The organism is Nocardioides sp. LML1-1-1.1, from assembly GCF_040676175.1.
Taxonomy (GTDB): domain Bacteria; phylum Actinomycetota; class Actinomycetes; order Propionibacteriales; family Nocardioidaceae; genus Nocardioides.
In genome coordinates, this window is sequence record NZ_JBEGHK010000001.1 from 757,473 (window position 1) to 781,230 (window position 23,758).

The 23,758-nt window shown below is 74.2% G+C and carries 26 protein-coding genes; 10 read left to right on the forward strand and 16 right to left on the reverse strand.

The annotated features are described in order from the left end of the window. Window positions 1-3: 3 nt before the first annotated feature. On the forward strand, window positions 4-789 hold the full coding sequence (locus tag MRBLML1_RS03680; protein WP_364511542.1) for a putative protein N(5)-glutamine methyltransferase: 786 nt from the start codon (window positions 4-6) through the stop codon (window positions 787-789). Here the strand turns inward: MRBLML1_RS03680 and MRBLML1_RS03685 are convergent. After that, the gene (locus MRBLML1_RS03685) at window positions 761-2,326 is read right to left on the reverse strand and encodes a serine/threonine-protein kinase (protein ID WP_364511545.1); all 1,566 of its coding nucleotides are present in this window, start codon (window positions 2,324-2,326) and stop codon (window positions 761-763) included. The two genes, MRBLML1_RS03680 and MRBLML1_RS03685, sit on opposite strands and share 29 nt — an antisense overlap. 53 nt (window positions 2,327-2,379) lie before the next feature. Between MRBLML1_RS03685 and MRBLML1_RS03690 the strand changes: the two genes are divergently transcribed. Then, window positions 2,380-2,928, forward strand: coding sequence for an RNA polymerase sigma factor (locus MRBLML1_RS03690; protein WP_364511547.1), 549 nt, complete (start codon window positions 2,380-2,382; stop codon window positions 2,926-2,928). 7 nt (window positions 2,929-2,935) lie between these two features. Here MRBLML1_RS03690 and MRBLML1_RS03695 read toward each other — a convergent pair whose 3' ends face one another. From MRBLML1_RS03695 to MRBLML1_RS03710, 4 genes are read right to left on the reverse strand one after another with little or no spacing between them, the layout of a single operon-like run. Further along, window positions 2,936-3,943, reverse strand: a complete 1,008-nt coding sequence (locus tag MRBLML1_RS03695; RefSeq protein WP_364511550.1) for a hypothetical protein — start codon at window positions 3,941-3,943, stop codon at window positions 2,936-2,938. Next, entirely contained in the window at window positions 3,940-4,686 is a 747-nt protein-coding gene (locus tag MRBLML1_RS03700) for a hypothetical protein (protein ID WP_364511552.1), read from the reverse strand. Before MRBLML1_RS03700 ends, MRBLML1_RS03695 begins: the two co-directional genes overlap by 4 nt. Continuing rightward, window positions 4,683-5,429 (reverse strand): transglutaminase domain-containing protein, encoded by a 747-nt coding sequence (locus MRBLML1_RS03705; RefSeq protein WP_364511555.1) that lies wholly within the window; start codon window positions 5,427-5,429, stop codon window positions 4,683-4,685. The genes MRBLML1_RS03700 and MRBLML1_RS03705 overlap by 4 nt, the downstream gene beginning before the upstream one ends. 40 nt (window positions 5,430-5,469) lie before the next feature. After that, complete coding sequence (locus MRBLML1_RS03710; protein WP_364511558.1) at window positions 5,470-6,111, reverse strand: TetR/AcrR family transcriptional regulator; 642 nt, start codon at window positions 6,109-6,111, stop codon at window positions 5,470-5,472. Window positions 6,112-6,156: 45 nt separating this feature from the next. On the opposite strand from MRBLML1_RS03710, the gene MRBLML1_RS03715 reads away from it, so the two are divergent. From MRBLML1_RS03715 to MRBLML1_RS03735, 5 genes are read left to right on the forward strand one after another with little or no spacing between them, the layout of a single operon-like run. Next, a complete protein-coding gene (locus MRBLML1_RS03715) occupies window positions 6,157-7,158 on the forward strand; it encodes an alpha/beta hydrolase (protein WP_364511561.1) in 1,002 nt (333 codons plus the stop codon). Beyond that, entirely contained in the window at window positions 7,158-7,985 is an 828-nt protein-coding gene (locus tag MRBLML1_RS03720) for an SDR family NAD(P)-dependent oxidoreductase (RefSeq protein ID WP_364511563.1), read from the forward strand. The genes MRBLML1_RS03715 and MRBLML1_RS03720 overlap by 1 nt, the downstream gene beginning before the upstream one ends. Next, on the forward strand, window positions 7,982-8,920 hold the full coding sequence (locus MRBLML1_RS03725; RefSeq protein WP_364511566.1) for a ferritin-like domain-containing protein: 939 nt from the start codon (window positions 7,982-7,984) through the stop codon (window positions 8,918-8,920). The genes MRBLML1_RS03720 and MRBLML1_RS03725 overlap by 4 nt, the downstream gene beginning before the upstream one ends. After that, the gene (locus MRBLML1_RS03730) at window positions 8,917-9,420 is read left to right on the forward strand and encodes a hypothetical protein (RefSeq protein WP_364511569.1); all 504 of its coding nucleotides are present in this window, start codon (window positions 8,917-8,919) and stop codon (window positions 9,418-9,420) included. The genes MRBLML1_RS03725 and MRBLML1_RS03730 overlap by 4 nt, the downstream gene beginning before the upstream one ends. Continuing rightward, window positions 9,417-10,943 carry a flavin-containing monooxygenase gene (locus tag MRBLML1_RS03735; protein ID WP_364511572.1) on the forward strand — a complete coding sequence of 509 codons (1,527 nt, stop codon included), beginning with the start codon at window positions 9,417-9,419 and terminating at the stop codon, window positions 10,941-10,943. The genes MRBLML1_RS03730 and MRBLML1_RS03735 overlap by 4 nt, the downstream gene beginning before the upstream one ends. Window positions 10,944-10,963: 20 nt before the next feature. Here MRBLML1_RS03735 and MRBLML1_RS03740 read toward each other — a convergent pair whose 3' ends face one another. From MRBLML1_RS03740 to MRBLML1_RS03765, 6 genes are all read right to left on the reverse strand, one after another. Next, window positions 10,964-12,574 carry an ABC-F family ATP-binding cassette domain-containing protein gene (locus MRBLML1_RS03740; protein WP_364511575.1) on the reverse strand — a complete coding sequence of 537 codons (1,611 nt, stop codon included), beginning with the start codon at window positions 12,572-12,574 and terminating at the stop codon, window positions 10,964-10,966. Between the two features lie 121 nt (window positions 12,575-12,695). Beyond that, window positions 12,696-13,319, reverse strand: coding sequence for a hypothetical protein (locus MRBLML1_RS03745; RefSeq protein ID WP_364511578.1), 624 nt, complete (start codon window positions 13,317-13,319; stop codon window positions 12,696-12,698). Window positions 13,320-13,336: 17 nt separating this feature from the next. Next, window positions 13,337-13,864: a hypothetical protein gene (locus tag MRBLML1_RS03750; RefSeq protein WP_364511580.1), complete on the reverse strand. Its 528-nt coding sequence runs from the start codon at window positions 13,862-13,864 to the stop codon at window positions 13,337-13,339. Window positions 13,865-13,879: 15 nt separating this feature from the next. Next, the gene (locus MRBLML1_RS03755; protein WP_364511583.1) at window positions 13,880-15,073 is read right to left on the reverse strand and encodes an ATP-binding protein; all 1,194 of its coding nucleotides are present in this window, start codon (window positions 15,071-15,073) and stop codon (window positions 13,880-13,882) included. 59 nt (window positions 15,074-15,132) lie between these two features. Beyond that, the gene (locus tag MRBLML1_RS03760) at window positions 15,133-15,816 is read right to left on the reverse strand and encodes a hypothetical protein (protein WP_364511586.1); all 684 of its coding nucleotides are present in this window, start codon (window positions 15,814-15,816) and stop codon (window positions 15,133-15,135) included. A 10-nt stretch (window positions 15,817-15,826) separates the two neighbouring features. Beyond that, entirely contained in the window at window positions 15,827-17,059 is a 1,233-nt protein-coding gene (locus MRBLML1_RS03765) for an LPXTG cell wall anchor domain-containing protein (RefSeq protein ID WP_364511589.1), read from the reverse strand. 146 nt (window positions 17,060-17,205) lie between these two features. Between MRBLML1_RS03765 and MRBLML1_RS03770 the strand changes: the two genes are divergently transcribed. Both MRBLML1_RS03770 and MRBLML1_RS03775 read left to right on the forward strand, forming a co-directional pair. Beyond that, window positions 17,206-18,084, forward strand: coding sequence for an Fpg/Nei family DNA glycosylase (locus tag MRBLML1_RS03770; RefSeq protein WP_364511592.1), 879 nt, complete (start codon window positions 17,206-17,208; stop codon window positions 18,082-18,084). Between the two features lie 19 nt (window positions 18,085-18,103). Continuing rightward, on the forward strand, window positions 18,104-18,442 hold the full coding sequence (locus MRBLML1_RS03775) for a rhodanese-like domain-containing protein (RefSeq protein ID WP_364511594.1): 339 nt from the start codon (window positions 18,104-18,106) through the stop codon (window positions 18,440-18,442). Window positions 18,443-18,509: 67 nt separating this feature from the next. Here the strand turns inward: MRBLML1_RS03775 and MRBLML1_RS03780 are convergent, their stop codons facing one another. From MRBLML1_RS03780 to MRBLML1_RS03790, 3 genes are all read right to left on the reverse strand, one after another. Next, window positions 18,510-19,154 (reverse strand): hypothetical protein, encoded by a 645-nt coding sequence (locus MRBLML1_RS03780; protein ID WP_364511597.1) that lies wholly within the window; start codon window positions 19,152-19,154, stop codon window positions 18,510-18,512. Between the two features lie 169 nt (window positions 19,155-19,323). After that, window positions 19,324-20,046, reverse strand: a complete 723-nt coding sequence (gene aat, locus MRBLML1_RS03785) for a leucyl/phenylalanyl-tRNA--protein transferase (protein ID WP_364511600.1) — start codon at window positions 20,044-20,046, stop codon at window positions 19,324-19,326. Next, window positions 20,043-20,663, reverse strand: a complete 621-nt coding sequence (locus tag MRBLML1_RS03790) for a hypothetical protein (protein WP_364511603.1) — start codon at window positions 20,661-20,663, stop codon at window positions 20,043-20,045. The genes aat and MRBLML1_RS03790 overlap by 4 nt, the downstream gene beginning before the upstream one ends. A 34-nt stretch (window positions 20,664-20,697) precedes the next feature. Here MRBLML1_RS03790 and MRBLML1_RS03795 point away from each other — a divergent pair, with 34 nt between their 5' ends. Beyond that, on the forward strand, window positions 20,698-21,396 hold the full coding sequence (locus MRBLML1_RS03795; RefSeq protein WP_364511607.1) for an EcsC family protein: 699 nt from the start codon (window positions 20,698-20,700) through the stop codon (window positions 21,394-21,396). Here MRBLML1_RS03795 and MRBLML1_RS03800 read toward each other — a convergent pair. Together MRBLML1_RS03800 and MRBLML1_RS03805 are read right to left on the reverse strand one after the other, a co-directional pair. Further along, window positions 21,357-22,586, reverse strand: coding sequence for a hypothetical protein (locus MRBLML1_RS03800; RefSeq protein ID WP_364511610.1), 1,230 nt, complete (start codon window positions 22,584-22,586; stop codon window positions 21,357-21,359). The two genes, MRBLML1_RS03795 and MRBLML1_RS03800, sit on opposite strands and share 40 nt — an antisense overlap. Then, window positions 22,583-23,740 carry a hypothetical protein gene (locus MRBLML1_RS03805; RefSeq protein ID WP_364511612.1) on the reverse strand — a complete coding sequence of 386 codons (1,158 nt, stop codon included), beginning with the start codon at window positions 23,738-23,740 and terminating at the stop codon, window positions 22,583-22,585. Before MRBLML1_RS03805 ends, MRBLML1_RS03800 begins: the two co-directional genes overlap by 4 nt. Window positions 23,741-23,758 lie beyond the last annotated feature (18 nt).

Genomic DNA, 23,758 nt, shown 5'->3' on the forward strand with positions numbered 1-23,758 from the left:
CGGGTGCCCGACCTCGTCACCCGCCTGCGCGCCGCCGGCTGCGTCTTCGCCGAGGAGGAGGCCGCGCTCCTGCGGGAGGCCGCCACGGAGCCGGACCTCCTCGAGGCCCTGGTACGACGCCGCGTCGCCGGCGAGCCGCTGGAGACCGTGCTCGGCTGGGCCGGCTTCGACGGGCTGCGGGTGGCGGTCGACGCGGGCGTGTTCGTCCCGCGCCAGCGCACGGTGTTCCTGGTCGAGGTCGCCGACGCGGCCCTGTCCCGGCTCACCGGCCCGGACCGACCCGGCACCGCGGTCGACCTGTGCTGCGGCAGCGGGGCGCTGGGCCTGGCCCTCGCCACCCGCCGCCCCGGCCTCACCCTGCACGCCACCGACGACTCCCCCGCCGCGGTGGCCTGTGCCGCCCGCAACCTCGCCGGGATCGGCACGGCCCACCTCGGCGACCTCGCCACGCCGCTCCCGGTGGACCTGCGCGGCGAGGTCGACTGCCTGCTCGCGAACGTGCCCTACGTCCCCTCCGGTGCCGTCTCCGCGATGCCGCCGGAGTCCCGCGACCACGAGCCGCGCAGCACCGTCGACGGCGGGGCCGACGGGCTCGACGTGCTGCGCCGGGTGGTGGCGCTCGCGCCGCACTGGCTGCGCCCCGGCGGCTCGGTGCACTCGGAGGTGTCGCGCGGCCAGGTGGACGCGGCGCTGGCCGCGCTCGGCGCGGCCGGGCTGGAGCCGCGGGTCGATCGCGACGAGGAGCGGGACGCGACCGTCGTCAGCGGGACTCGGTCCGGGCGCCGGTAGCGACCCGGTCCAGCAGCGCCTCCAGGCCGGCCTTGTCCGCCGCGCGGCCGGTCACCGAGATCTCCAGGGTCGCGGCGCCCGTGACGTTCGGGACCCACCGGAAGAAGTTGTAGCGCAGCCGTCCGAGGCTGTCGCGGAAGGTGAAGTAGACCGCGTCGTCACTCGCCTCGTAGACGTCGACGTCCTTCAGGTCCTTCGACTTCCGCAGCTCGTCGGCCTTGACCGCGACCAGCTCCTGGACGCTGCCGGCCGTGGCCCGCGCCTGCACCCGCAGGCCGTGCCCGCCGACGAGCGGCTCGCCCTCCGGGCGCCACCAGACCTGGCCACGCTTGTCCACGGTGGCGGGGTCGACCGCGGCGTTCTCGCCGTCGTAGGCGACCCAGCCGGCGGGCACCGGGTAGGACCACACCTGCGTGCCCGCGCGGACCACGTGCGGGTCGTAGACCTGGTCCTTGGTGATCCTCAGCGCCGGGAAGTCGATGTCGGCGGCGGTGCTGGCACCGTCGGCGCCGCCGGCCGCGCCGGGCTCGTCGCCCGCGACCACCCGGGTCACGCCGTACGCCGCGCCGAACGTCAGCAGCAGGACCAGCAGGGCGAGCAGCACGACACGCAACGGACGGGTCGGCGGACGGTCGTCGGGGCGCTCGACCGAGATGGCCTCGGTGGCCTGGACGACGAGCGGCGCCCGGCGCTCCACGGTCCCGGTCATCGCGTCGTCCTGCACCGAGCGGCGCTCGGCCCACCGCAGCGCCGCCACGAAGGACGGTACGTCGGGCCAGCGCTCCTCCGGGTCCGGCGCCAGCGCGCGCAGCACCACCGCGTCGAAGGGCGAGGGCACCGCCGCCACCTCCGACGGGGCCGGCGGCAGCACCGGCTGGGCGAGCGAGCCGATCCCGCCCTCGCGCACCAGCCGCCCGGTCATCAGGTGGTAGGTCACCGCCCCCAGCGCGTGCACGTCGGCGCGCAGGTCGAGGCCGAGGCCGTTGGCCTGCTCCGGCGCCATGTACGCCGGTGTGCCGACCACCTGGGTCAGCCCGCTCGCGTGCAGCATCGCCTTGGCGACCCCGAGGTCGGCGACCATCACACGCTCGCCGCCGTCGGGCGCCGAGCGCAGCAGGAGGTTCTGCGGCTTGATGTCGCGGTGGATCACGCCCGTGCGGTGCAGCTCCGCGACGCCGCCACCGGCCTGCGCCATCAGGTCGACGACCCGGGCCAGGCCGGGGGCGGGCCGGCCGGGCTCGACCAGGTCGGCGACGGTGCCGCGGTCGGCGTAGGTCATCACGAAGTACGGCGTCCCGTCGGCCTCGCCGATGTCGTAGACCCGCACCACGTGGTCGGAGTCGGCCCGGCGCAGGAAGCGGGCCTCCTCGAGGAAGCGCTCGGTCACGTCGGCGCGCTGCGCCCAGTTGTCGGCGAGCGCCTTCACCGCGACCGGCGAGTCCAGCTCGTCGTCGTGGTAGAGCCACACGGTCGCGAAACCACCGGCTCCGATCCGGTCGACACGGCGGAGCCTCCCGAGTCGCTCCGGCAAGGACACGCTGCGTATTGTGCCTGAGCCCGGGTCCCCGGGCTGAGCGGGAGGATGTCCTCATGGACGACGAGATCGACCTCGACGAGCTCGCGCTGCGCGCGGCGGCGGGCGACCGCGCCGCGCTGGAGGACGTGCTGGCCGCCGTGCAGCCACGGGTGCGCCGCATCTGCGGGCGGATGCTGCTGCACCCGCAGGACGCCGAGGAGGCCACCCAGGACGCCCTGCTGCTGGTCGCGACGAAGATCGGCAGCTTCGCCGGGCGCAGCAAGTTCACCACCTGGCTGCACGCCGTGGCGTCCAACAGCGCCCGCTCGACCTACCGCTCCCTGAAGCGGCGCGCGGCCGAGACCGCGGTCGAGGAGCTGCCCACCTACGCCGACCCGCGCACCACGAGCGTCATCGCCGGCAGCCGGCTGGACCTCCTGGAGGCGCTCGAGGTGCTCGCCGGCAGCCACCCCGAGCTCGTCGAGCCGCTCGTGCTGCGCGACGTCCAGGAGCTCGACTACAACGAGATCGCGCGACTCCTGGACACCCCGCTCGGCACCATCAAGTCGCGGATCCACCACGCCCGCCAGGCCATCCGGCCGCTGCTGCGGGTGCACGACTGAGCGGTCCCTACGGGCTGCCGCCCAGCACGCCGATGCCGCTCGCGGTGCCGGACTTGTCGCACCGGCCGGACAGCTCGCAGGTGTAGACGGTCGTCGTCTCGGCGCCGGTCGGCCCGGTGACCGTCAGCACCGCGACCGCGTCGGCGGACACCATCGTCATGTCGAGCGTGACGTCGCCGGGCAGGTCGAAGTCCGCGACCGCCTTGCCCGTCGTCGCGTCGCGCACCACCGCACGGCCGGTCCCGCCGCCGCCCTCGCCCGAGGCGTAGGCGACGAAGCGCGTGCTGTCCGGGGCGTACGCCGGCGCCGACGGCAGCGCGCCCGGGCACTGCTTCCACAGCGTGGCCTCCTCGTCGGCGGCCCCGCCGTACAGGCACTGGTCGCCGAGGCCGGTGCGCACGCCGACGTACCGCTCCCGGTCGGGGGCGAACTGGGCGTCGACGGGGTCGCGCCCGACGATCCGCAGGCCGGTGCCGTCGAGGGCGGAGCGGTAGTACGTCGTACCGACCGGGGACCAGCCGGTGATCACGTCGTCGCCGTCGAAGAGCGCCGTGCCCTCGGGCGGTCCGGGGTCCGGCGGCGGGGGCACCCGGGTCCGCTTGCCGGTGCGCAGGTCGGTGACGACGTAGCTCTGGTCGTCGGCCGAGAGCCCGACGTGGTGGGTGCCGGAGGCGTCGATGTCGCCGTGCCCGTGCACGTCCGCCAGCGGGGTGACCGTGCCGTCGCGGTCGACCCGCAGCACCCGGGGCGAGGCGGCCGCACCGTCCGGCACGTCCTGGAGGATCCAGGAGTCGCCGACGCGCTCGATGCCGGTGACGAAGTCCACCCCCTCCAGCGGTACGACGACGTTCCCGTCGTGCAGCTCCTCGGCGGTCGCCCACAGCGGCGCCGCCGCCTCGACCGGGTCCGCCACCGGCGTGCCGTCCGGTCCACCGAGGCTCAGCGCCGTGCCGATCCCGCCGGTGATCCCGACGGTCGCGGCGACGCTCAGCGCGATGGTCAGCCGGCGGTTCACGAGCGCACCCCCGGCACCAGGTTGCCCTCGGCCTCCAGCACCGGCGTGCACCGCTGGCCGGCCAGCTCGCACCGGCTGAGCACCACCGTGGTGGAGGTGTCCGTGCCGGTCACCACGTCCACGGCGTCCGCACCGGCCCACTCGGCGTGCAGCCGCTGGCTGCCCGCCGGGTCGAGCCGCCCGCGCACCGCGCCCGTCGCCGGGTCACGCAGCAGCAGGCCGGGCGCGGCGGGCCCGTCGTCCACGACCTCGGCGGTGAGCAGCAGCGAGCCGTCGGGGGCGTACGGCGACGACGACGCCGGGCCCGTCCCGCACTCCCGCCACCACCGCTCCCGCGCGCCGGCCGGCCCGCCGCTCAGGCAGCCGCCCTCCTGCACGATCGCGTGCGCGCCGTCGGGCGAGCTCGTCCGCACCGGCGGCTCGCGCACCGGCCCGGTGTCCCGGGTGGAGCCGTCGGTGGCGACGTAGGTGCCGCGCAGGGTGTCCCCGTCGGCGGCGTAGGAGACGACGAGGTAGCCCTCGCCCTCACGTCGTACCTCCACCACCTGGTCGGCGTCGACACCGGGGACGTCGAGCTCGGTGGCGTCGTCGTGGATGGTGCCGTGCAGGAAGTAGAAGAGGCCGTCGCCGGCCGGGTCGCCGGACGTGGGCTCCGCGGAGCCGGAGGAGAGGGCGTAGCCCACGCCGCCGGCCGTGCCGAGCACGGTGGCGGTCGCGACGGCGGCCAGGACGACACGGTTCATGGATGCTGTGATGCGCGCGGGAGCACGTTGGTTCTGCCGAGCACCGGGTCGATGATGCGCAGCGCCGGCCGGGACAGGGTCTGGCCGTGCGTGGCGAACAGCTCGTCGCGGCTGTCGAAGTGGCCCAGGTCCTCCTGGACGAGCGCCGACAGGTCGCACGCGGCGACCCCGGTCCGCCCACCCCAGTCGACCGCGGTGCGGCCGATGGCGTCGAAGAGCGTCTCGCCGTCGGTGTTCGAGAAGCCGATGCCGCAGGCGGCCATCTCGTCCAGCGGGCCGAACAGCTCACCCGTCTCCAGCCACGCGTCGTCGACGCGGAACTCCGGCCACGCGAGCACCACCCGCTCCGGCACCAGCCAGGTCCAGCGCGGGAAGCGGGCGTACCAGAACTCCCCGTCGGCCACGATCCCGCGCACCCGGGTGGCGATCCCGGCGCTCCGCGCGCAGGCCTCCAGCACGGCCAGCCGCTGGCTGCAGCAGCCCCGGCGCACTGCCAGGGTCCGCGAGACCCGCTGGAGCTCGTCCATCGCGTAGACGGGGCGGACCGTCGCGGCGATCCGCTGGTGCGCGGCGCGCAGGTAGCCGCCGTCGTCGGGCGCGTCGAGCCCCGCGACCAGTGCGGTCACCTCGGGGGCGCGCCAGTCGAGGATCGCGGTCGCCTCGCACCCGCCGCCGATGGCCTCGCTCGGCCGCGCGACCCGGGGCGTCGTACGACGGCGGGGGGCGAGCAGCGAGGAGGTCACGGCGGAGAGTCTTGCACCGCCGGCGGTCCCGGAAACCCGGTCAGTCGCGGACGAAGCGCGGCGCCAGCCCGGCGCCGATCGTCATCAGGTGCTCGACCAGCTCGTCGGTCCCCGCCTCGACGACACCGGCCCGCCAGGCGTGGATGGTCTCCACGAAGCCGCCGATCCCGGTCAGCACGGTGACCTGGAAGCCGACCTCGTCGACGTCCTCGCGCAGGTAGGGCCGGGCCAGGTCGATCATCAGCCGGACCGTCATCTGGATCGTCTCGCGGCGGCGCTGCTCCAGCACGGCGCTGCCGGCGTGGTCGCCGAAGACGATCTGCGCGCGTTGCGGCTCGTCGCCGATGTGGTGCACGACGGCGTGGACCGCCGCCCGCAGCTGGTCGAGGGGCGGCGCGTCCGCGTGCGGCAGGATCGCCGCGAGCAGCATCTCCAGGGTCTCGTCGCGCATCTGCTCCCAGATGGTCGCGAGCAGGGCGTCGCGGTCGGCGAAGCTCTCGTAGAAGTAGCGGTCGGTCAGGCCGGCACGGGCGCAGACGCCGCGCATGGTCACCGCCGCCCAGCCGCTCTCCTGCCAGATCTCGACGGCCGCGGTGAGCAACGCCTCCCGTCGCTCCGCACGCCGCTGCTCGGCGCTCTTGCCGCCGTAGCGGCGGCGCGGGGCGGGCAACGGGTTTTCCACGGGAACATCTTGACGGCACCCGCCCTCAGAATGCAATGTGAGGGCATGCGCCGTCAGAATCAGCGTCCGGCCCGCGGCTCGCTCCGCAGCCGGATCGCCGCCGAGGCCACCTCCCGCACCCTGCGCCCGTTGACGGCCTTCGTGCCGGCCAACCCGCGCGGCGTCCGCTTCGCGCGGCACCTCGTCGCCGGCAGCCTCGCCGTGTTCGGGCCCGGCCTGCCGGGCAGCAAGGTGGTCCGCGTCCTCCGGCCCGCCGGCAGCGGCCCGACGCCGCGCGGGGAGTGGGTGCGCGGACCGGGTGCCGAGCGCGAGGACGCGGTGATCCTCTACATCCACGGCAGCGCCTACACGATCTGCTCGGCGCGCACGCACCGCGGGATCACCACCCGGCTCTCGCAGCGCACCGGCCTGCCGGTCTTCGCCTGCGACTACCGGCTCGCACCGCGGCACCAGTTCCCGGCCGCGGCCGACGACGTGCGCGCGGCGTACGACTGGCTGATCGGCGAGGGCCACGACCCCAGCCGGATCGTGCTCGCCGGCGACTCCGCCGGCGGGCACCTCGCCGTCGACCTGGCGCTGGAGCTGATCCGCCAGGACCGGCCCGCGCCCGCCGCGCTGGCGGCCTTCTCCCCCGTGCTCGACCTGTCCATGTCGCTGGCCGCGGCCCGCGAGCGGATGCGCCCGGACCCGATGATCTCCGCGGCCCGCGCCGCGCGCCTGCTCGACCTCTACCTCGTCGGCCAGGACCGGGCCGCGCCGCGGCTGCGGTTCTCCTTCGACGGCGCCGACCGGTTCCCGCCGAGCCTGGTCCAGGCCGGCGGCCGGGAGATGCTCGCGGCCGACGCGATCGAGCTGGCCCGCGGCCTGGAGTCCGCCGGCGCCTCGGTCCGGCTGGAGGTCTGGCCCGACCAGATGCATGTCTTCCAGGCGCTCTCCCGGATCGTGCCCGAGGCCGACCGGGCCCTCGACGTGGCCGCGGAGTTCGTCGACGAACAGCTCGAGGTGCAGCGCCGACGGAGCGCGCTGACCCTGGTGAAGGAGGCCTGATGAGCCGTCGTACCAAGCACGCCGACGCGGTCGTCACCGGTGCGGGCAGCGGCATCGGCCGCGCGTTCGCGACCGAGATCGCCCGGCGGGGCGGGCGTGTGGTCTGCGCCGACCTCGACGAGACCCGTGCCAAGGAGACCGTCACGAGGATCGAGGCCGCAGGCGGCGAGGCGATCGCCGTCGGCTGCGACGTCTCCGAGCTGGGCCAGGTCGAGGCGCTGCAGGGCACGGCGGTCGACTGGCTGGGCCGCTCGCCGAGCCTGGTCGTCAACAACGCCGGCATCGGCGCCGGCGGCAAGGTCGTCGGCGAGGCGCCGCTGGCCGACTGGCAGCGCACCCTCGGCGTCAACCTGTGGGGCGTGATCCACGGCTGCCACGTCTTCGCACCCGCGCTGCGCGAGCTCGGGCACGGCGGGATCGTCAACGTCGCCTCTGCCGCGGGCTTCACCGCCGCGCCGCGGATGGCGGCCTACAACGTCAGCAAGGCCGGCGTCGTCAGCCTCTCCGAGACGCTGGCCGCCGAGCTCGCCGGCACCGGGATCGCGGTCACCGTGCTCTGCCCGACGTTCGTGAAGACCAACATCTTCGACGGCGAGCTGATCGACGCCGGTGCCGCCGGGCTGGCGCGGAAGATCGCCCGGGTGGCGGGCTTCTCCGCCGACCGGGTCGCCCGCACAACCCTCGACGCCCACGACAAGGGCCGGCTCTACGTCGTCCCGCAGCTCGACGCGCAGCTGCTCTGGCGTACCAAGCGCCTGCTGCCCGTGCCCTACACCCGTGCGGCCGGCCTGATGGGCCGGTTCGTCCCCGAGGAGGAGACCCGATGAGCACCACGACCTACGACTTCGACGGCATGCTGCAGACCATCAAGGACAAGCAGTGGTCGCTGGCCGACATCGACTGGGACGCCCCCGGCGCCGAGACGATGACCGACGAGGTGCGCGCCAAGATGAAGCCGTTCATGGCGGACCTGGTGTGGATCGAGCACGTCGGCGCTCGCGGTTTCGCGGCGCTGGCGACGAAGGCGCCGACGCCGACGATCAAGCGGATCTACGAGTACTTCCACGCCGAGGAGCAGAAGCACGCCAATGCCGAGCTCGCCCTGATGAAGCGCTGGGGCATGCTCGACGAGGAGGGCAACCCGCCCGAGCCGAACATCAACGTCAAGCTCGCGATCAAGACCCTCGACACCTACGGCGAGTCGCTGCCGCTCACCGGCCTGGCGACGCTGATCCCGCTGCTGGAGTGCGCGCTCGACGGTGCCCTCGTGAAGTTCCTGCTCGACGAGGTCCAGGACCCGCTGTGCCACGAGGTGTTCCGGCACATCAACTCCGACGAGGCGCGGCACATCACCGTCGACTTCCAGGTGCTGGAGCTGATCGGCGCGGGCCCGCTGCACAAGCTGCTCATCGAGTCGATGGGCAACCTCAAGCCGCAGGTCGTGCTCGGCCTGATCGTCGTGTTCACCCCGCTCATCAACAAGATGCGCGACAACATCGTCGCGATGGGCCTGCCGGAGCAGAAGCTCTACAACGCGGTGAAGCGCTTCAACTCGATCGGCTCGCGCGGCGAGCACACCAGCCGGATCCCGGCCTTCCACGTGCTCCGCGCCCAGGCCGCGATGGTGATCGACCGGACCTCGCCGTACCACAAGGTCCTCGCCGACCCGATGGTCAAGCTGACCTCGCTCATCCCCGCCAAGGCGCTCGGCAAGCACCAGTCCTGGGTCGACGAGCTGACCCACGAGCCGGTGGCGTCGTGACCTACGACGGCGCGCTGCTGCGCGGCAACCAGTGGCGCGGGCGCGCCTTCACCGGCCAGCGGGTCGCCGTCGTCGCGCCCGGGCGCGAGGCCGCGGTGATCGTGCCCGAGGTGGTCCGCACGGCGAGCGCGGTCAAGGTGTTCCAGGAGGAGCCGGACTGGCTGGTCCCGCTGCCCCTGCCGCTGCCGTCGGTGCTGCGGCGCCCGGTCGCGCGGCTGCACCTGCGGCTCGCCGTACCGGACCCGTGGCTGCGGCACCGGCTCACCCCGGACGGCCGGTTCAACCGGCGCCGGCCGTGGGTCGACGGCCGCTACTACGCCGCCCTGCAGGAGCCCACCTGCACCCTCATCTCGTGGCCCGTCTACGCGCTCGTGCCCCAGGGCATCCGCACCGCGGAGGGCATCGAGCACCACGTCGACTGCATCATCCTGGGGGCCTCGTCGGTGCTGAACCGGCCCGGCGGGCTGGTCCCCCTCCAGCGAGAGGACTCCTGCGCATGACCGGCACCACCGCCCGGACCCTGCCCCAGCCCGACCACGAGGTCGTCATCATCGGCGGCGGCTTCTCCGGCATCGGCGCGGCCATCCTGCTCTCCCGGGCAGGCTTCGACGACTACCTGCTGCTGGAGGCCGGCGACGGGCTCGGCGGGGCGTGGCACTGGAACACCTACCCGGGCGTGGCCGTCGACATCCCGTCGTTCAGCTACCAGTTCTCCTTCGAGCAGGTCGCCGGCTGGTCGCGGGTCTACGCGCCCGGCCGCGAGCTGAAGGCCTACGCCGAGCACTGCGTCGACAAGTACGACGTGCGCCGTCGTACCCGGCTGCGCACGAGCGTCACCGCCGCCACCTTCGACGACGAGGCGCACCTGTGGCGGCTGGAGACCCAAGGCCCTTCGTCGGGCTCAGGAAGCGGGACGATCACGGCGCGCTACGTCGTGGGCGCGACCGGTGTGCTCACCCAGCCCAAGCTGCCCGACATCGAGGGCCTGGCCGACTACACCGGAACCGTCATGCACACCGCGCGCTGGGACCACTCCGTCGACCTGACCGGACGCCGGATCGCGATCGTCGGCACCGGCGCCTCGGCCGTGCAGGCGATCCCGCACCTGGCCCGCACGGGTGAGCACCTCACCGTCTTCCAGCGCACCCCGATCTGGTGCCTGCCCAAGCCGGACGCTCCGCTGCCGGGGCTGGCCCGCACGGCCCTGCGGGCGATCCCGGGCGCTCGCAGGGTGGGCCGCCTCGCCAGCCAGACCTACGTCGAGGTGACCTTCCCGATCGCAGCGCACTTCGCCGGCCTCCTGCCGGTCGCCGCCGTCGGCGCGCGGATCGGGCACGCCCACCTGCGCCGGGTCGTGAAGGACCCGGAGACGCGTGACCAGCTCACCCCGCGCTACGCGCTGGGCTGCAAGCGGCCGAGCTTCTCCAACTCCTACCTGCAGACCTTCAACCGGCCCGACGTCACCCTGGAGACCTCCGGCATCGCGGCGGTCACGCCCACCGGCGTGCGCACCGTCGACGGCACCGAGCACACCGCCGACGTGCTGATCCTGGCGACCGGCTTCAAGGTCTTCGAGAAGGGCAACATGCCGCCGTTCACCGTGCGCGGCGCCGGCGGGCTCGACCTGGAGAAGTGGTGGGAGGAGAACCGCTTCCAGGCCTACCAGGGTGTCTCGGTGCCGGGCTTCCCGAACTTCTTCTCCATCCTCGGGCCCTATGGCTACAACGGCTCGTCGTACTTCAACCTGATCGAGACGCAGAGCGCGCACATCGTCCGGGCGCTCAAGCAGGCCCGCAAGGTCGGCGCCACCCGGGTCGAGGTCACCGCGGAGGCGAACGCCGAGTACCTCGCCGGTGCGATGAGCCGGCGCAAGCACCAGGTCTTCTTCCAGGACTCGTGCGGGATCGCCAACAGCTACTACTTCGACGACAACGGCGACGTGCCCTTCCGGGCGGCGACGACGCTGGAGACGATGTGGGCGGCGAAGACCTACCCGCTCGACGCCTACGCCTTCACCGGCTGAGTCCCTCTCGCAGCTCCGGTTCAGCCCAGGGCGAGCGAGGAGCCGGCCCAGCGCCGCCGCAGCCAGCGGTCGTGCGAGGCGACCACGACCGTGCCCGGGCTGGTCCCGATCGCCTCCTCCAGCTCGGTGACCAGCGCGAGCGAGAGGTGGTTGGTCGGCTCGTCGAGCAGCAGCAGGTCCGGCGCGGTGGCGACCGCGATCGCCAGGGCGAGGCGGCGGCGCTGCCCGACCGAGAGCAGCACGACGGGCTTGGGGTGCTCGCGCGCGGGGAGCAGCCCGAGCGAGCGCAGCGGCCGGGCCTCCGCGAGGTCGGGGCCGACCGCCGCGGCATACGTGTCCGCTGCCGTGGCCGTGAGGTCGGGGAAGACCGGGTCCTGGGTGAGCTCGACGACCCGCCGCGCGGCGACCTGCACGCTGCCGCTCGTCGGCGCGACCCGGCCGGCGAGGACGCCGAGCAGGGTGGACTTGCCGGTGCCGTTGGCGCCGGTGACGAGCAGGTGCTCGCCGCTGTCCACGTCGAGGATGGGCACCCGGAGCCGGTCGGCCACGACGAGGTCCCGCACCGTGACCACCCGTCCGCCGGCGGCCGCGCCGGTCAGCCCGGTCGCGAGACGCAGCGGCACCGGCGGCTTGCGGACCTGGGTCCGCTCGGCCTCGTCGAGGCGGCGCTCGGCGTCCTTCTTGCGCCGGGCGAGCGCGCGGTCGACGTTCTGGCCCTTGAAGGCGTGGATGAACTTGTCGTTGTCGCGAGGCCCTCGGCCCGGCGCGATCGTGCTCTTCTCCACCCGGGTGGCGGCGCGCAGCCGGTCGAGCTCCTCCTGCTGCTGGGCGTAGGTCTCCTCCCAGCGGCGCCGGGCGGCGGCCCGCTCGGCGGCGTAGGCGCTCCAGCCGCCGCCGTACCGGCGTCCGCCGCGGCCGTCGGTGCCCAGGCCCACCGGGTCGAGGTCGACCAGGTCGGTGCAGACCTCGTCGAGCAGCACCCGGTCGTGGCTGGTGAGCAGCACGACGCCCGGCAGGTCGCGCAGGAAGCCGACGAGCAGCGCGACCGCCTCGTCGTCGAGGTGGTTGGTCGGCTCGTCGAGCAGCAGGCAGGCGGGCCGCCGCGTCATCAGGGTCGCGAGCGCGAGCCGGGTGCGCTGGCCGCCGGACAGGCTGCCGACCGGCCGGTCGTCGTCGAGCCCGTCGAGACCGAGCTGCTCGGCGGCCAGCAGCGCCCGGCGATCGGCGTCCCAGGCGTCGGAGGCGAGGGCCCGGTCGAGCGCGGCGACGTACTGCTCGGCGACGGCGGGGTCGTCGAGCCGGTCGGCCAGCCCCTCGACGTCCGCGACCGCCTGGCGCAGCGGCGCGAGCGTGGTCGCCAGCACCTCCGCGATCGTGGCCCCGTCGGCGAACGGCGGCTCCTGCGTGAGGAACGCCCGGTCCGGCGGCGCCTCGATGCTCCCGCTCACCTGGGCGGTGGCGGGCAGGCTGCCGTCGATCGCCCGCAGCAGCGTGGACTTGCCGGCGCCGTTCTCGCCGATGAGGCCGATCCGCCGGCCCGGCTGGGCGAGCAGGTCGATCCCGTCGAGGACGGTACGACGGCCGAAGGTGACGGTGAGGTCGCGGACGACGATCGGGGGGAGTGCGGACATGACGGTGCCTTCGGTGACGAGGTCGGACTCGCCGGGCGGGGCCGCGGACGCGAGTCGGGTCAGGCAGTCATGAGCATGATGGGAAGAGCCTACGACGTGCCCGGTGGGCGGCGCCAACGATTTACAGCGTGCCGAGGATCCGGGCGCGCGCGTCGTCGTACTCGTCCCGGCTGACGAGGTCCTTGCGCAGCAGCTCGTCGAGCTCGGCGAGGCGCTCGGCGGCCGGGCGTTCGTCGGTGGCCGTCACCACCGGAGCGACCGGGCGCGCGGAGGCCCAGTCGATCTCCCACTCCTCGGTCTCCGGGTCGATGAGCACCGGCAGCTCCCCGGCGTGCAGGAGCGGGATGTGCACGTCGGAGACCACGGTCCGGCTCTGCACCTCGAAGGGGGTGATGTCCGCGCCCTCGATCCGCAGCCGCAGCACCAGGACGGGCTGGTCGTTGATCCGGACGTTGGTCTGCTCGAAGGACAGCACGCGGGCGCGCGCCCTCCGCCCGCGCACCCGCAGCCGGTGCATCCGCTGCTGCATCCGGGTGCGCCCGCGCGCCACGAGCACCGCGATCACCACGTCCAGGGCGGTGATCGCGATGCCGGTCGGCAGCAGCCAGCCGGTGTCGGGCTCGTCGACGACCAGGCCCATCACCAGGAAGATCGGGCCGACCACGCCACAGACCAGCATGAAGGCCAGGGTCGGCACGAGGTTGCGCAGGAACGAGCGCGGCTTCTCGATCGGGGCGTCGCTCACCCGCTCAGCGTAGGGCCTCAGGTCTCCGCGGTCAGGTGGTCGAGCAGGTCGTCCAGGTCGTCGAAGACGACGGTCTCGGTCTCGTCCCGCAGCACCGCCGCGGCACCGTCGACCTCGAGGTCCTCGACCTGGAGGTCGTCGTCGAGCTGGACCCGGATCGCGCCCCCGGGGAACTGCTCGGCGGCCTCGAAGGAGAGCAGGACCGTGTCGGCGAAGACCACGACCGAGCGGATGACCAGGTCGTCGCGCAGGTCGGTGCGCTCGGCGACCGGCTCATCACCGACCGCGTCCTCGATCTCGCTCGCGACCTGCTCCACGACGCCGCGCCACTGCGCGGCGGTGATGGCGAGGACGCCGGCGGCTCGCTCGACGAGCGCGCCCACCTCGGCGTCCGGGTGCTCGTCGAGCTCGGGGTCGACGTTGAGGTTGACCTCGGCGTCGGCGCCGGGGAGGTAGGTGCGCCCGTGCACGAAGGTGTCCTCGGCCGTGGGGTCGGTGACCAGGCCGGCGTCGGAGAGAGCGTCCGCGAGTCGCTGCAGTTCCACGAGCAGGAGACTAGATCACGCCTGGGTGCGGAGGTAGCGCCCGAAGTGCGGGACCGTGAACGCGATCCGCCCGCGCTCGCCGGAGTAGATCAACCCCTTCTTCAGCAGCGAGTCCCGCGCGGGTGAGAGCGACTGCGGCTTCTTCCCCAGCACGGCGGCCACGTCCGCCGTCGCGACCGAGCCGACCGGGTCCTCGTCGTCGCCGGCCGCGTCGGCCATCGCGCGCAGGTAGTCGCGCTCGGCGGGGGTCGCCCGCTCGTAGCGGGACCCGAAGAAGCCGACCGCCAGCTCGCGCTCGGCCTCCGGCCCGGCGACGGCGACGTCGTCGGCGGTGATCGGCGAGCGCGGCGCCAGGTCCCAGGCGGAGCGGCCGTAGGCCTGGATGAAGTACGGGTAGCCGCGGGTGGCGTCGTACATCACGGCAAGGGCGTCGGCGGTGAAGGCGGCCTCCTCCTCGGCGGCCGGCGCGACGAGGGCGCGGTCGGCGGCGTCGCGGGAGAGGCGGTCGATGCGCTGGTAGGAGAACAGCCGTTCGGAGTAGGACTTGCTGGCCGACAGCACCGCGGGCAGGTGCGGGAGACCGGCACCGACGACGATGACGGGCAGGCCGTTCTGGCTGAGCTCGTGGCAGGCGGCGCAGAGCGCGCTGATGTCGTCGGCACCGAGGTCCTGCATCTCGTCGATGAAGATGCCGACGCCCTTGCCGACGTCGGCCGCGAGCCCGCCGACGTCGGTGAACAGCTCGACGAGGTCGATCTCGACGTCCCCGGAGTCGGCCCGCCCCCGCACCACCGGCGCGTCGATGCCCGGGCTCCACCGGTCGCGCAGCTTGGCGTCGGTGCCCGCCTCCCGCTGGGCGAAGGAGCGGATCACGCCGAGCACGTGGTCGGTCTCCGCCGGCTCGGGGTGGCCCAGCTCGCGGACCGCCTGGTGCAGCGCGGAGGACAGCGGCCGGCGCAGCGACTGGTCGGGCCGCGCCTCCAGCTTGCCGGTCCCCCACCCCTTGCGGACCGCGGCCGAGCGCAGCGCGTTGAGCAGCACCGTCTTGCCGACCCCGCGCAGCCCGGTGAGCACCAGGGAGCGCTCCGGACGGCCGCGGGCGACCCGCTCCAGCACCACGTCGAAGGCGGCCAGCTGCTCGTCGCGGCCCGCCAGCTCGGGCGGGCGCTGGCCCGCGCCGGGCGCGTAGGGGTTGCGGATCGGGTCCATGATCCGACGCTATCGGGATCTCTAGTGCGAGCCCTAGATCCACCTAGCGTGTCGGAGAGTCAGGAGGTGTTGACGATCCGCTCGTCCGGCGGCGCGGCGACCTTCGCGCCACTGTCGTGCGCGACCAGCTCGAAGCTGCTCGTCCCGCCGCGCTCGGTCTCGACCGCGAGCAGCAGCGGTGGGCCCTGGGTCGCGACGGACACCGTCATCGCCGAGCCGTCGTCGTCCTTGCCGGTGAACCGGCGCACCGCGGCTCCCCGGACCTCGCCCGAGCCGGCGGCCTCGAAGTCCTCGTAGCGCGCGTCGTCGGGCAGCAGCTCGGCCAGGTCGCACGACCGTGAGCTGGGCCGCGGCGCCGCCTGCCACTTGCCCCGCAGCTGGGCGACCTTCTCCGCGTCGTACCGCAGCGGGCCGCGCATCATCGCCACGTCGGCGTAGACGTAGACCGTGTTGCCGACCGTCCGGGTCACCAGCGAACCGCGGTCGGCGTGCGCGAAGGAGGACTGGCAGGTGCCGTCGTCGGTCACCACCAGCTCGCCGTTGCCCGCGAGCGGGCCGGCCGGCCCGGTCACGGTGGTCGTGCCGCGGTAGGTCACGTCCGCCAGGTCCCGCATCGCGTCGTGGGTGGCGCGCAGCGCCTGCGCCGGCTCCATCCCCTCGATCCCCGACGCCTCCGGCGCCGGGTCGCCCCCGCAGCCCGTGGCGAGGGCGAGCACGAGCGCGGCCAGCGCGGTCCTCCTCATGGGAGGGACGCTAGTGGGTGCGGGTACGACGCCCGCGGACCAGTCCGACCCCGGCGGCCACGCTGGCCGCACCCAGGCCGACCAGCCACGGGTCGGCCGAGGCGCCGGTGGCGGGCAGCACGGCGGCCGGTGCGGCCGCGGCGCGGGTGTCGGCGACGCCGGCGACCTCGCCCTCGTCGCTCAGGACGACGTCCACGACCGCGTCCTCCTCGCCGCCGACCTCGCCGCCGACCTCGCCGCCGACGTCTCCGTCGACCGGGTCCACCGGGTCCGGGTCCAGCACGACCGGCTCCTCGACGGGCAGCTCCGGCTCCTCCTCGTCGCACGGCTCGGTGGCCGCCACCGCGGGGCTCACCAGCACCTGCTCGGTCCACGCGGGGACGTCGACGCGGTCGTGGGCCGCGGCGTCCACGACGGTCACCTCGGTGCCGGGCACCTGCGTCCAGCCGGCGCCGGCAGGCGCGACGGCCGAGGTGCCGGCGGGCTGCTCCAGGAGGGGTGCCCCGGCCCGGGTGGCGCCGGTGGCGACGTACCCGGCCGGGGCGGGGTCACCCTGCGGCAGCCAGATCTCGTCGGTGACCGCGGCGGCGGTCTGCGTCCAGGCGCCGCGGGTCCAGCCGGCACCGGCCGGAGTGTCCCCGTCGGGCAGGTCGACGTCCTCCAGGATGCTGCCGGCGACCCGGGTGGCCCCGGTCGCGGTGGCGCCCGCCGGCGCGTGGTCGCCGTCCTGCACCCAGGTCGTCTCCTGGTGCGACAGCTCGGTCACCGCGGGGGTGACGACGTCGTCGCGGGTGAGCCCGGTGGGCGACCAGCCGTTGCCGTTGGCGCCGGCGTTCCAGCCCGCGCGCTCCCAGCGGAGGTTGCCGTTCTGCTGCTGGACGTACTGCCACATCGTCACCACCACCGCCGGTACGGCGGCGCGGTCGACCACGGTGCGCGTGAGCTCCCGCTCCAGCACGTCCACCGAGCGGCTCCACGTCCAGCGCCCGGTCGCCGGCGTCACCACCCGGCTGTGCTCGGCCTCGGTCGTCGCGACGGTGCGCTGCCAGGCCCACTCCCGGTGGGTCACGACGGGCACGGTCGTGGTGAGCGCGGGGTGCACGACGGCGTCGTACACGGCGGGGATCGCCGGCTGCCCGCAGGTGGCCGGGTCCGCGGCGTGGGCGGAGGGACCGAGGCCGACGACCGCGGCGGCCGCGAGGGCGACGGGGGCGACGACGAGACGCGGAAGGTGGCGGCGCATGGGGACGGCCTCTCAGCTGGTGCGGGGGGGTGGGCCGCGTCCCGAGTGCGACATGGCGACCAACAGCCGGGCGCCGCGCGAGGTCACTGCCGGTCGGCGCAAACAGGACGAAGTCCCGGGTCGGAGCACTGTTCTAGGCTGGGCGCGTGCCCGAGCTGCCCGAAGTCGAGGCGCTGGCCCTGGACCTGCGGGGCCGGCTCGAAGGTCGCGCCATCACCCGCGTCCACATTGCGGCGTTCAGCGCGCTCAAGACCTACGACCCGCCCCTGTCCGCGATCGAGGGCACCCTCGTCGACGACGTACGACGGCACGGGAAGTTCCTCGACATCGAGGCCAGCGGCCTCCACCTGGTCCTCCACCTGGCCCGGGCCGGCTGGGTGCGCTGGAAGGACGAGGTGCCCGCGCTGCCGCCGCGCCCCAGCACCAAGTCCACGCTCGCGGTGCGGGTCGTGCTCGACGAGCAGGACGGCACCACCCCCGGCCTCGACATCACCGAGGCCGGCACCAAGAAGTCGCTCGCGCTCTACCTCGTCCGCGACCCGCTCGACGTGCCCGGCATCGCCAGCCTCGGCCCCGACCCGCTGACCGAGGACTTCACCCAGGAGCGCCTGGCCGGGATCCTCGCCGAGGCCGGCCGCAAGCAGATCAAGGGCGTGCTGCGGCACCAGGGCACGATCGCCGGGATCGGCAACGCCTACTCCGACGAGATCCTGCACGCGGCCCGGATGTCGCCGTACAAGCCGGCGGACGGGCTCTCGGAGGAGGAGCTGACCACGCTCTACACCGCCATCCGGGAGACCCTCGGCGACGCCGTCGAGCGCTCCCGCGGGCTCGCCGCGAGCGAGCTGAAGAAGGAGAAGAAGTCCAACCTCGCGGTCCACGGCCAGACCGGGAAGCCGTGCCCGGTGTGCGGCGACATCGTGCGCGAGGTGTCCTTCGCCGACTCCAGCCTGCAGTACTGCCCCACCTGCCAGACCGGCGGCAAGCCGCTGGCCGACCGGCGGATGAGCAAGCTGCTCAAGTGACCCGGCCTAGAGTGGCCGCATGATCCCCTCCATCGAGATCGACAACGTCCCCGACCCGCTGCCCCAGGGCCTGGTGGTCCTCGACGTGCGCGAGGACGAGGAGTGGGCGGCGGGCCGGATCCAGGGCGCGGTGCACATCCCGCTGATGGAGCTGCCGGCCCGGCTCGGCGAGTTCGTGGAGCTCGAGGCGCCGCAGACGCTGGTGGTGTGCAAGGCGGGCGGACGCTCCGCGCGGGCGGCGGCCTACCTCGCCCAGCAGGGGTACGACGTGGTCAACCTCGTCGACGGGATGATGGGCTGGGAGCGGGCGGGACGCCCGATGGTCGCCGACGGCGACCAGCCGCCCACCGTGGTCTGAGGCACGACAGCGAGACGCCCCCGCCCACCGAGGTGAGCGGGGGCGGTCGCGCGCCGGAGGCGGTGGGTCAGCCGGCGTTGGCGGTGTAGCTCTCGAGCAGGCTCTGCAGCTCCGAGGGGTCCGTCGGGATCTCCGTCGGGAAGTCGGAGGGCAGGCCCGTCGGCATGTCGGTGGGCAGCGTCGGCATGTCGGTGGACTCCGAGCTGGACTCCGAGCCCTCGTCGGAGCTGCCGGAGCTGTCGGAGCTGTCGGAGCTCTCGTCCGAGCTCTCGTCCGAGCCGCCGCCGAGCGCGTCCTGGCAGGTCTCGCCGGCGTAGGTGAAGAACTTCTCGGCGTCCTTCTGGTCGTCCTTCGAGACGCCGGGGACGTCGCTGGAGCCGTCCTTGTCGCCGAACGACTTCTTCGCCTCGTCGTAGTCGAGGTCGCCGATGGCGTCGGTGATGACCTCGAAGCCGTTGCGCTCGTCGTCGCCGATGCCCTTCGGCGTGCCGGTGTCGCCGAGGTCCTGGTAGGCCTTCTGGATGTCCTTCCACTCGTCCTCGGTCGGCTCGTCGCCCTTGACCGAGGTCGCCGCGGAGACGGTGTCCTTGAGGCTCGCGCAGAAGTCGTCCTCCGAGGCGTCGGTCGGCGAGCTGCCACCGCAGGCGGTCAGCGAGAGAGCGAGCAGGGCGGCGGCGCCGACGGCGGCCAGCGGGCGCTTGATCGGAGTCATGGAGGGGTCCTTTCCTGGGAGGTACGGGACACGCGTGTGCCTCGCGGACGAGGCGCCGAGCAGGCGCCAGCCAGGTCGACCTTTCCCCGTCACGTTCAGACTATTCACAGGTCCGGGAAACTCCGGGTGGCCGTCCGGTGGCCGGAGCGCGAGGACCGTGTCTCGGTCCTCAGACGTCCCACATCCGGGAACGGGGCACCTCGAGCAGCTCCGCCAGCCCCTCGACGTACGTCGCCCGGGGGATCGCGCGCACGCCCAGGCTGCGCAGGTGCGGGGTGGCCCACTGCACGTCGACCAGGCGCGAGGCACCGTCGGCGCGCAGGCCCTCGACCAGACCGAGCAGGGCCACCTTCGAGGCGTCGGTCTCGGTGTGGAACATCGACTCCCCCGCGAACAGGCCACCGATCGCGACGCCGTACAGGCCTCCGACCAGCCGGCCCTCGCGCCAGGTCTCCACCGAGTGCGCCCAGCCCAGCCGGTGCAGCTCGGTGTAGGCGCGGGCGATGCGCCGGTCGATCCAGCCGTGCGGGCGGCGCGGGTCCGCGCAGCCGGCCAGCACCTCGGCGAAGGCGGTGTCCACCCGCACCTCGAACCGGCCGGCCGAGCGGCGCAGGGAGCGGGACACCCGCAGCTCGTCGAGGTGCAGCACCCCGCGGTGGGCGGGGCACCACCAGCCGACCGAGCGGCCCTCAGGCATCGGGAACAGCCCCGCCCGGTACGCCGCCAGCAGGGTGCCCGGCTCGAGGTCGGCGCCGACGGCGACGAGGTCGCTGACGTCGTACCCGTCGGGGTCGGGCCCGTCGAGCTGCTCACCCGCCGGGAGCGCCGCCAGCTCCTCCCGGCCGGGCAGGACCCAGGGCGTCGGCGGCGGCTCGACGGGCGGCCGGCTCACTGGGCGGAGACCGAGGCCTCCGGGGCGCTGGCGGTCGCGGCGGGGCCGGCGGCGGTGGGGCACTTCTGGCCGGCCCAGGTGAAGAAGCCCTCGGCCTTGGTGGTGTCGGCGGCGGAGACGCCCGGGATCTGGCCGTTGCTCTCGCCGGAGAACGCCTTGAGCGCGTCCTGGTAGCTCATCGAGGTGATGGCGTCGACGACGACGTCGCGCCCGTCCTTCTGGTCGGCAGTCGCGCCGGGGAGGTCGACGTCCTCCAGGGAGCCGTAGGCGTCCTGGATGTCCTTCCACTCCGCCTGGGTGACCTTCGGGCCCTTGACCTTGCCGACCACCTTGATGATGTCGGTGACCGCGGCGCACAGGTCCTCGGCACCGGGCGCCGGGCTGAGCGAGGCGCCACTGCTCGCGGAGACACTGCTCTCGGAGGACACCTCGCTCGACGCGCTGGCATCGGTGGTGGGCGAGGAGCTCGTGGACTCGCTCGGGCTCTTGTCGTCGTTCGCCTTGTCGTCGCCTCCGTCGCCGCAGGCGGCGAGCGAGAGCGCCAGCAGCGTGCTGGCGGCGAGGGTGGCGAGCGGGCGGGTGATGGAGCGCATGGAGGTCCTCACGGTCGGTGTCATCGGACCCAGCCTACGGTTGCCTACGATGGACGCCATGGCTTCCCGTCTGCGGAAGGGCCTCGCCGTCGAGGCGGCCCGCCAGCTCGCTCCCAAGGTCACCCAGCTCGCCCCCGGGCTCACCCAGTCGTTCGTGCGCGAGGCCCTGCGCCGCGCGATCACCGGCGTGGGCCCGCTGCCGCCGGCCGCCGAGGCGGCCGAGGCCCAGCTGCGCGAGCAGCACGGCAACGTCGACAAGGCGGTGCGCGAGGTCATCCAGAACCACGTCGCGTACGCCGGCGTCGAGGGCTTCGCCACCAACCTCGGCGGCCTGGTCACGGCGGCCGTGGTGGCACCCGCCAACATCGCCGGCCTCGCGCTCATCCAGAGCCGGATGGTGGCCGGCATCGCGCACCTGCGCGGCTACGACCTCGAGGACCCGCGGGTGCGCAACGCGATCCTGGAGACGATCCTCGGCGAGGACACGGTCGTGAAGATGGTCAAGAAGCACCAGCTCCCCGCGCCGCCGATGGCCGTGGCGACCGCGCCCCAGCACGACCCGGCGCTGGACCAGACCATCTCCACGGTGCTGGCCAACGAGCTGATCGGCCGGGTCATCGGCAAGCGGCTCGCGATCACCGTCGGCAAGCGGGTCCCCGTCGTCGGCGGCGCGGTCGGCCTGGTGGCCGACGGCTGGAGCACCTGGAAGGTCGGCCGCTACGCCGACAAGGAGCTCCTGCCCCGCGCCTTGCGGTAGACCCCGAGCGCCCGGCGCCCCGGGCCGCTCGTCTCCAGCTGCTGCACGGTCCACTCCATGGTGCGCATCAGCCGGGGCGTGCGGGCCCGGATCAGCTCGCGCCGGGCCTCCTCGAGCTTGACCCGCAGCCGGTCGGCCTCGGCCTGCCGGTCCGCGGCCTCGACGAGGAGCGCCCGGATCGCCTCCAGGGAGGCCTGGGCGACCTGTCGCTCGGCAGGCTTGTCGGGGTCCGCCCACTGCTCGCCGGCCGGCGCGTCGCCGCGGAGGTCGGCGAGGTCCCCCACCACGTCGTACCCACGCTGGGTGAGCTCGTCGATCCAGGACTCGGTGACCTCGGAGATCCAGGGGTACTCGCTCGGCGGCAGGCTCAGCCGCGGCGACCTGGTGCGCTTCGACAGGGTCTGGTGGGCGAGCAGCTCGCGCACCAGGGGGCGGTAGTGCACCGGCGGCAGGTCGCGGGTGGCGGCCTTGTTGATCCGGCGCAGCAGCGCCGACTCCGGTACGCCGAGGCTCGGGTTGGCCCGCTCCGTGCCGAGCTCCAGGTCGAGGTCGTGCAGGTCGAAGGCGGTGCTGAAGCGCTGCCACAGCTCCTCGCGCGGCCCGCCCGGGCGCGGCACGGTGACGATGTGCACCCGCTCCGGCGGGATCGTCGCGCCCCAGCGAGCCAGGATGTCGGGGATCTCCTGCACGCCCCAGAACCACGCGCCGACCCGGTTGTCGCGCTCGGGGTCACGGATCCGCTCCAGGAACTGGGCGTAGGAGAAGGTCGCGCGGTGCTTGACGTTCTCCTGCCACTCCGCGGGGATCTGCCGCACCAGGTCGCGCACGGAGACGATCAGGTGCACCTCGGTCCCACCCGTGCCGCCCGGCTCGTGGCCGAGCGAGGCGAGCGCGCGCTGGACCTGCGTGCGCGAGGCGGTCGCCAGGATCTCGTGGCTGATGATCGAGGTGCCGTCGTGCTCGCGGACCCGCTCGGCGAGCCGGTCCCAGGCTCCGACGGCCTCGCGCTCCAGCCCGCCCCAGCGCAGCCGCATCAGGTCGAGCGCGGCGAGGAAGTGCTCGTCGAAGCGCTCCGCCGGATAGCTCACGCCCTGCTTGAGCAGCCGGGACCGGTTCTGGAACAGCACGTCCTGGAGGTACGACGTTCCGGTCTTCGGGGTGCCCACGTGGAGCAGGACGCGCGAGCTCATCGCGGCGGATCCTCCTTCGTCGTCGCCGTCACCGGGTCGAGGAGCAGCCCGAGCGCGAGTGCCAGCACCTCGGCGTCGACCGGGACGACGGGCTCCGCGGGCAGCGGGCCCGGCACCAGCCGGTCGAGATCGCCGAGGACAGGGTAGCCAGCGGCGGCGAGGTCGTGCCGGGTGCGCTCGGCCTGCGTGCTCAGCCAGCTCTCCCAGCGCCGCGGGATCGTCGGGGCCGGCCCGCCCTGGCCGTCGAGCCGCCGGCCGAGGGTGGCGCGCAGCAGGCCCGGCCGGGCGTCCTGGTCGACCAGCAGCCCCAGCGGCTCGCCGACCCGGCGGACCAGGTCGATGGCGTGCACGCCCAGCCGGGGCGGCTCGACGAGGGCGCGGGTGCCGAGCTCGGCGGCCAGCGCGTCCGGGTCGAGGACGACGGTGACCTTGCCGGCACCGAACTTGTGGGTCGCCGAGCGCGCCATCCGCGGCAGGTCGGCGCGCGGCGGCAGGTGGCCGAAGCTCGCGGAGTTGCCCAGGAACTCGGTCCAGCCGGGGCCGCCCTGGTCGAAGGCCCGCGCGGTCCAGGCGTCGGCGAGGACGGTGGCGAGGTCGTCGGCGAGCAGGTACGCCGACGGGCGGCGCCCGCCCGGACGGTGCCCCTGGGCGACCAGGCCGTCACGGACGTACTCGGCGCGCCACTGCACACCGACCACGACGAAGGCACGCACCCACGGCCGGCGGGCCGACCGGGCCCGCTCCAGCAGGGTCCGCTCCGGCGCGGGCTCGCCCGCGGTCGCGGCCACGTCGTCGGCGACCAGCCCGGCGGCCACCCGCAGCAGCTCGTCGTCGGGCAGCGCGTCCGGGTCGACCGGCCGGGGCCCGAAGCGTTCCGGCTCGTCGCTCGCGCCGAGCACCGGCAGCTCACCGCGCCCGCGCCCGGAGACCCCCGCGGCGAGCACCCGGTCGGCGGCGGCGAGCGGCACACGCCTGCCAGCGCTCTCGGCGGCGGCGTTCAGGCGGCGCAGCAGGCCGAGCTGCTGCGCGCCGGGAAGGTCACCGGCGAACGGCTCGGCCTCCGCCGTACCGTCGGACGGCCAGTCCTGCCATCGCGTCGTGGAGCCCTCCCGCAACGCGGCCGCCCACCCCCAGGCGCGTCGTCGACCACTCATGCGTCAACGGTAGAGGGG

Bases quoted from the DNA above. Each gene is read 5' to 3' on its own strand.
- MRBLML1_RS03795 (WP_364511607.1), top strand. From the start codon at position 20,698: ATGGCTTCCCGTCTGCGGAAGGGCCTCGCCGTCGAGGCGGCCCGCCAG.
- MRBLML1_RS03800 (WP_364511610.1), bottom strand. From the start codon at position 22,586: ATGAGCTCGCGCGTCCTGCTCCACGTGGGCACCCCGAAGACCGGAACG.
- MRBLML1_RS03720 (WP_364511563.1), top strand. From the start codon at position 7,158: ATGAGCCGTCGTACCAAGCACGCCGACGCGGTCGTCACCGGTGCGGGC.
- MRBLML1_RS03715 (WP_364511561.1), top strand. From the start codon at position 6,157: ATGCGCCGTCAGAATCAGCGTCCGGCCCGCGGCTCGCTCCGCAGCCGG.
- MRBLML1_RS03760 (WP_364511586.1), bottom strand. From the start codon at position 15,816: ATGAGGAGGACCGCGCTGGCCGCGCTCGTGCTCGCCCTCGCCACGGGC.
- MRBLML1_RS03790 (WP_364511603.1), bottom strand. From the start codon at position 20,663: ATGACACCGACCGTGAGGACCTCCATGCGCTCCATCACCCGCCCGCTC.
- MRBLML1_RS03780 (WP_364511597.1), bottom strand. From the start codon at position 19,154: ATGACTCCGATCAAGCGCCCGCTGGCCGCCGTCGGCGCCGCCGCCCTG.
- MRBLML1_RS03805 (WP_364511612.1), bottom strand. From the start codon at position 23,740: ATGAGTGGTCGACGACGCGCCTGGGGGTGGGCGGCCGCGTTGCGGGAG.
- MRBLML1_RS03755 (WP_364511583.1), bottom strand. From the start codon at position 15,073: ATGGACCCGATCCGCAACCCCTACGCGCCCGGCGCGGGCCAGCGCCCG.
- MRBLML1_RS03735 (WP_364511572.1), top strand. From the start codon at position 9,417: ATGACCGGCACCACCGCCCGGACCCTGCCCCAGCCCGACCACGAGGTC.
- MRBLML1_RS03700 (WP_364511552.1), bottom strand. From the start codon at position 4,686: ATGAACCGTGTCGTCCTGGCCGCCGTCGCGACCGCCACCGTGCTCGGC.
- MRBLML1_RS03740 (WP_364511575.1), bottom strand. From the start codon at position 12,574: ATGTCCGCACTCCCCCCGATCGTCGTCCGCGACCTCACCGTCACCTTC.
- MRBLML1_RS03725 (WP_364511566.1), top strand. From the start codon at position 7,982: ATGAGCACCACGACCTACGACTTCGACGGCATGCTGCAGACCATCAAG.
- MRBLML1_RS03690 (WP_364511547.1), top strand. From the start codon at position 2,380: ATGGACGACGAGATCGACCTCGACGAGCTCGCGCTGCGCGCGGCGGCG.
- MRBLML1_RS03765 (WP_364511589.1), bottom strand. From the start codon at position 17,059: ATGCGCCGCCACCTTCCGCGTCTCGTCGTCGCCCCCGTCGCCCTCGCG.
- MRBLML1_RS03775 (WP_364511594.1), top strand. From the start codon at position 18,104: ATGATCCCCTCCATCGAGATCGACAACGTCCCCGACCCGCTGCCCCAG.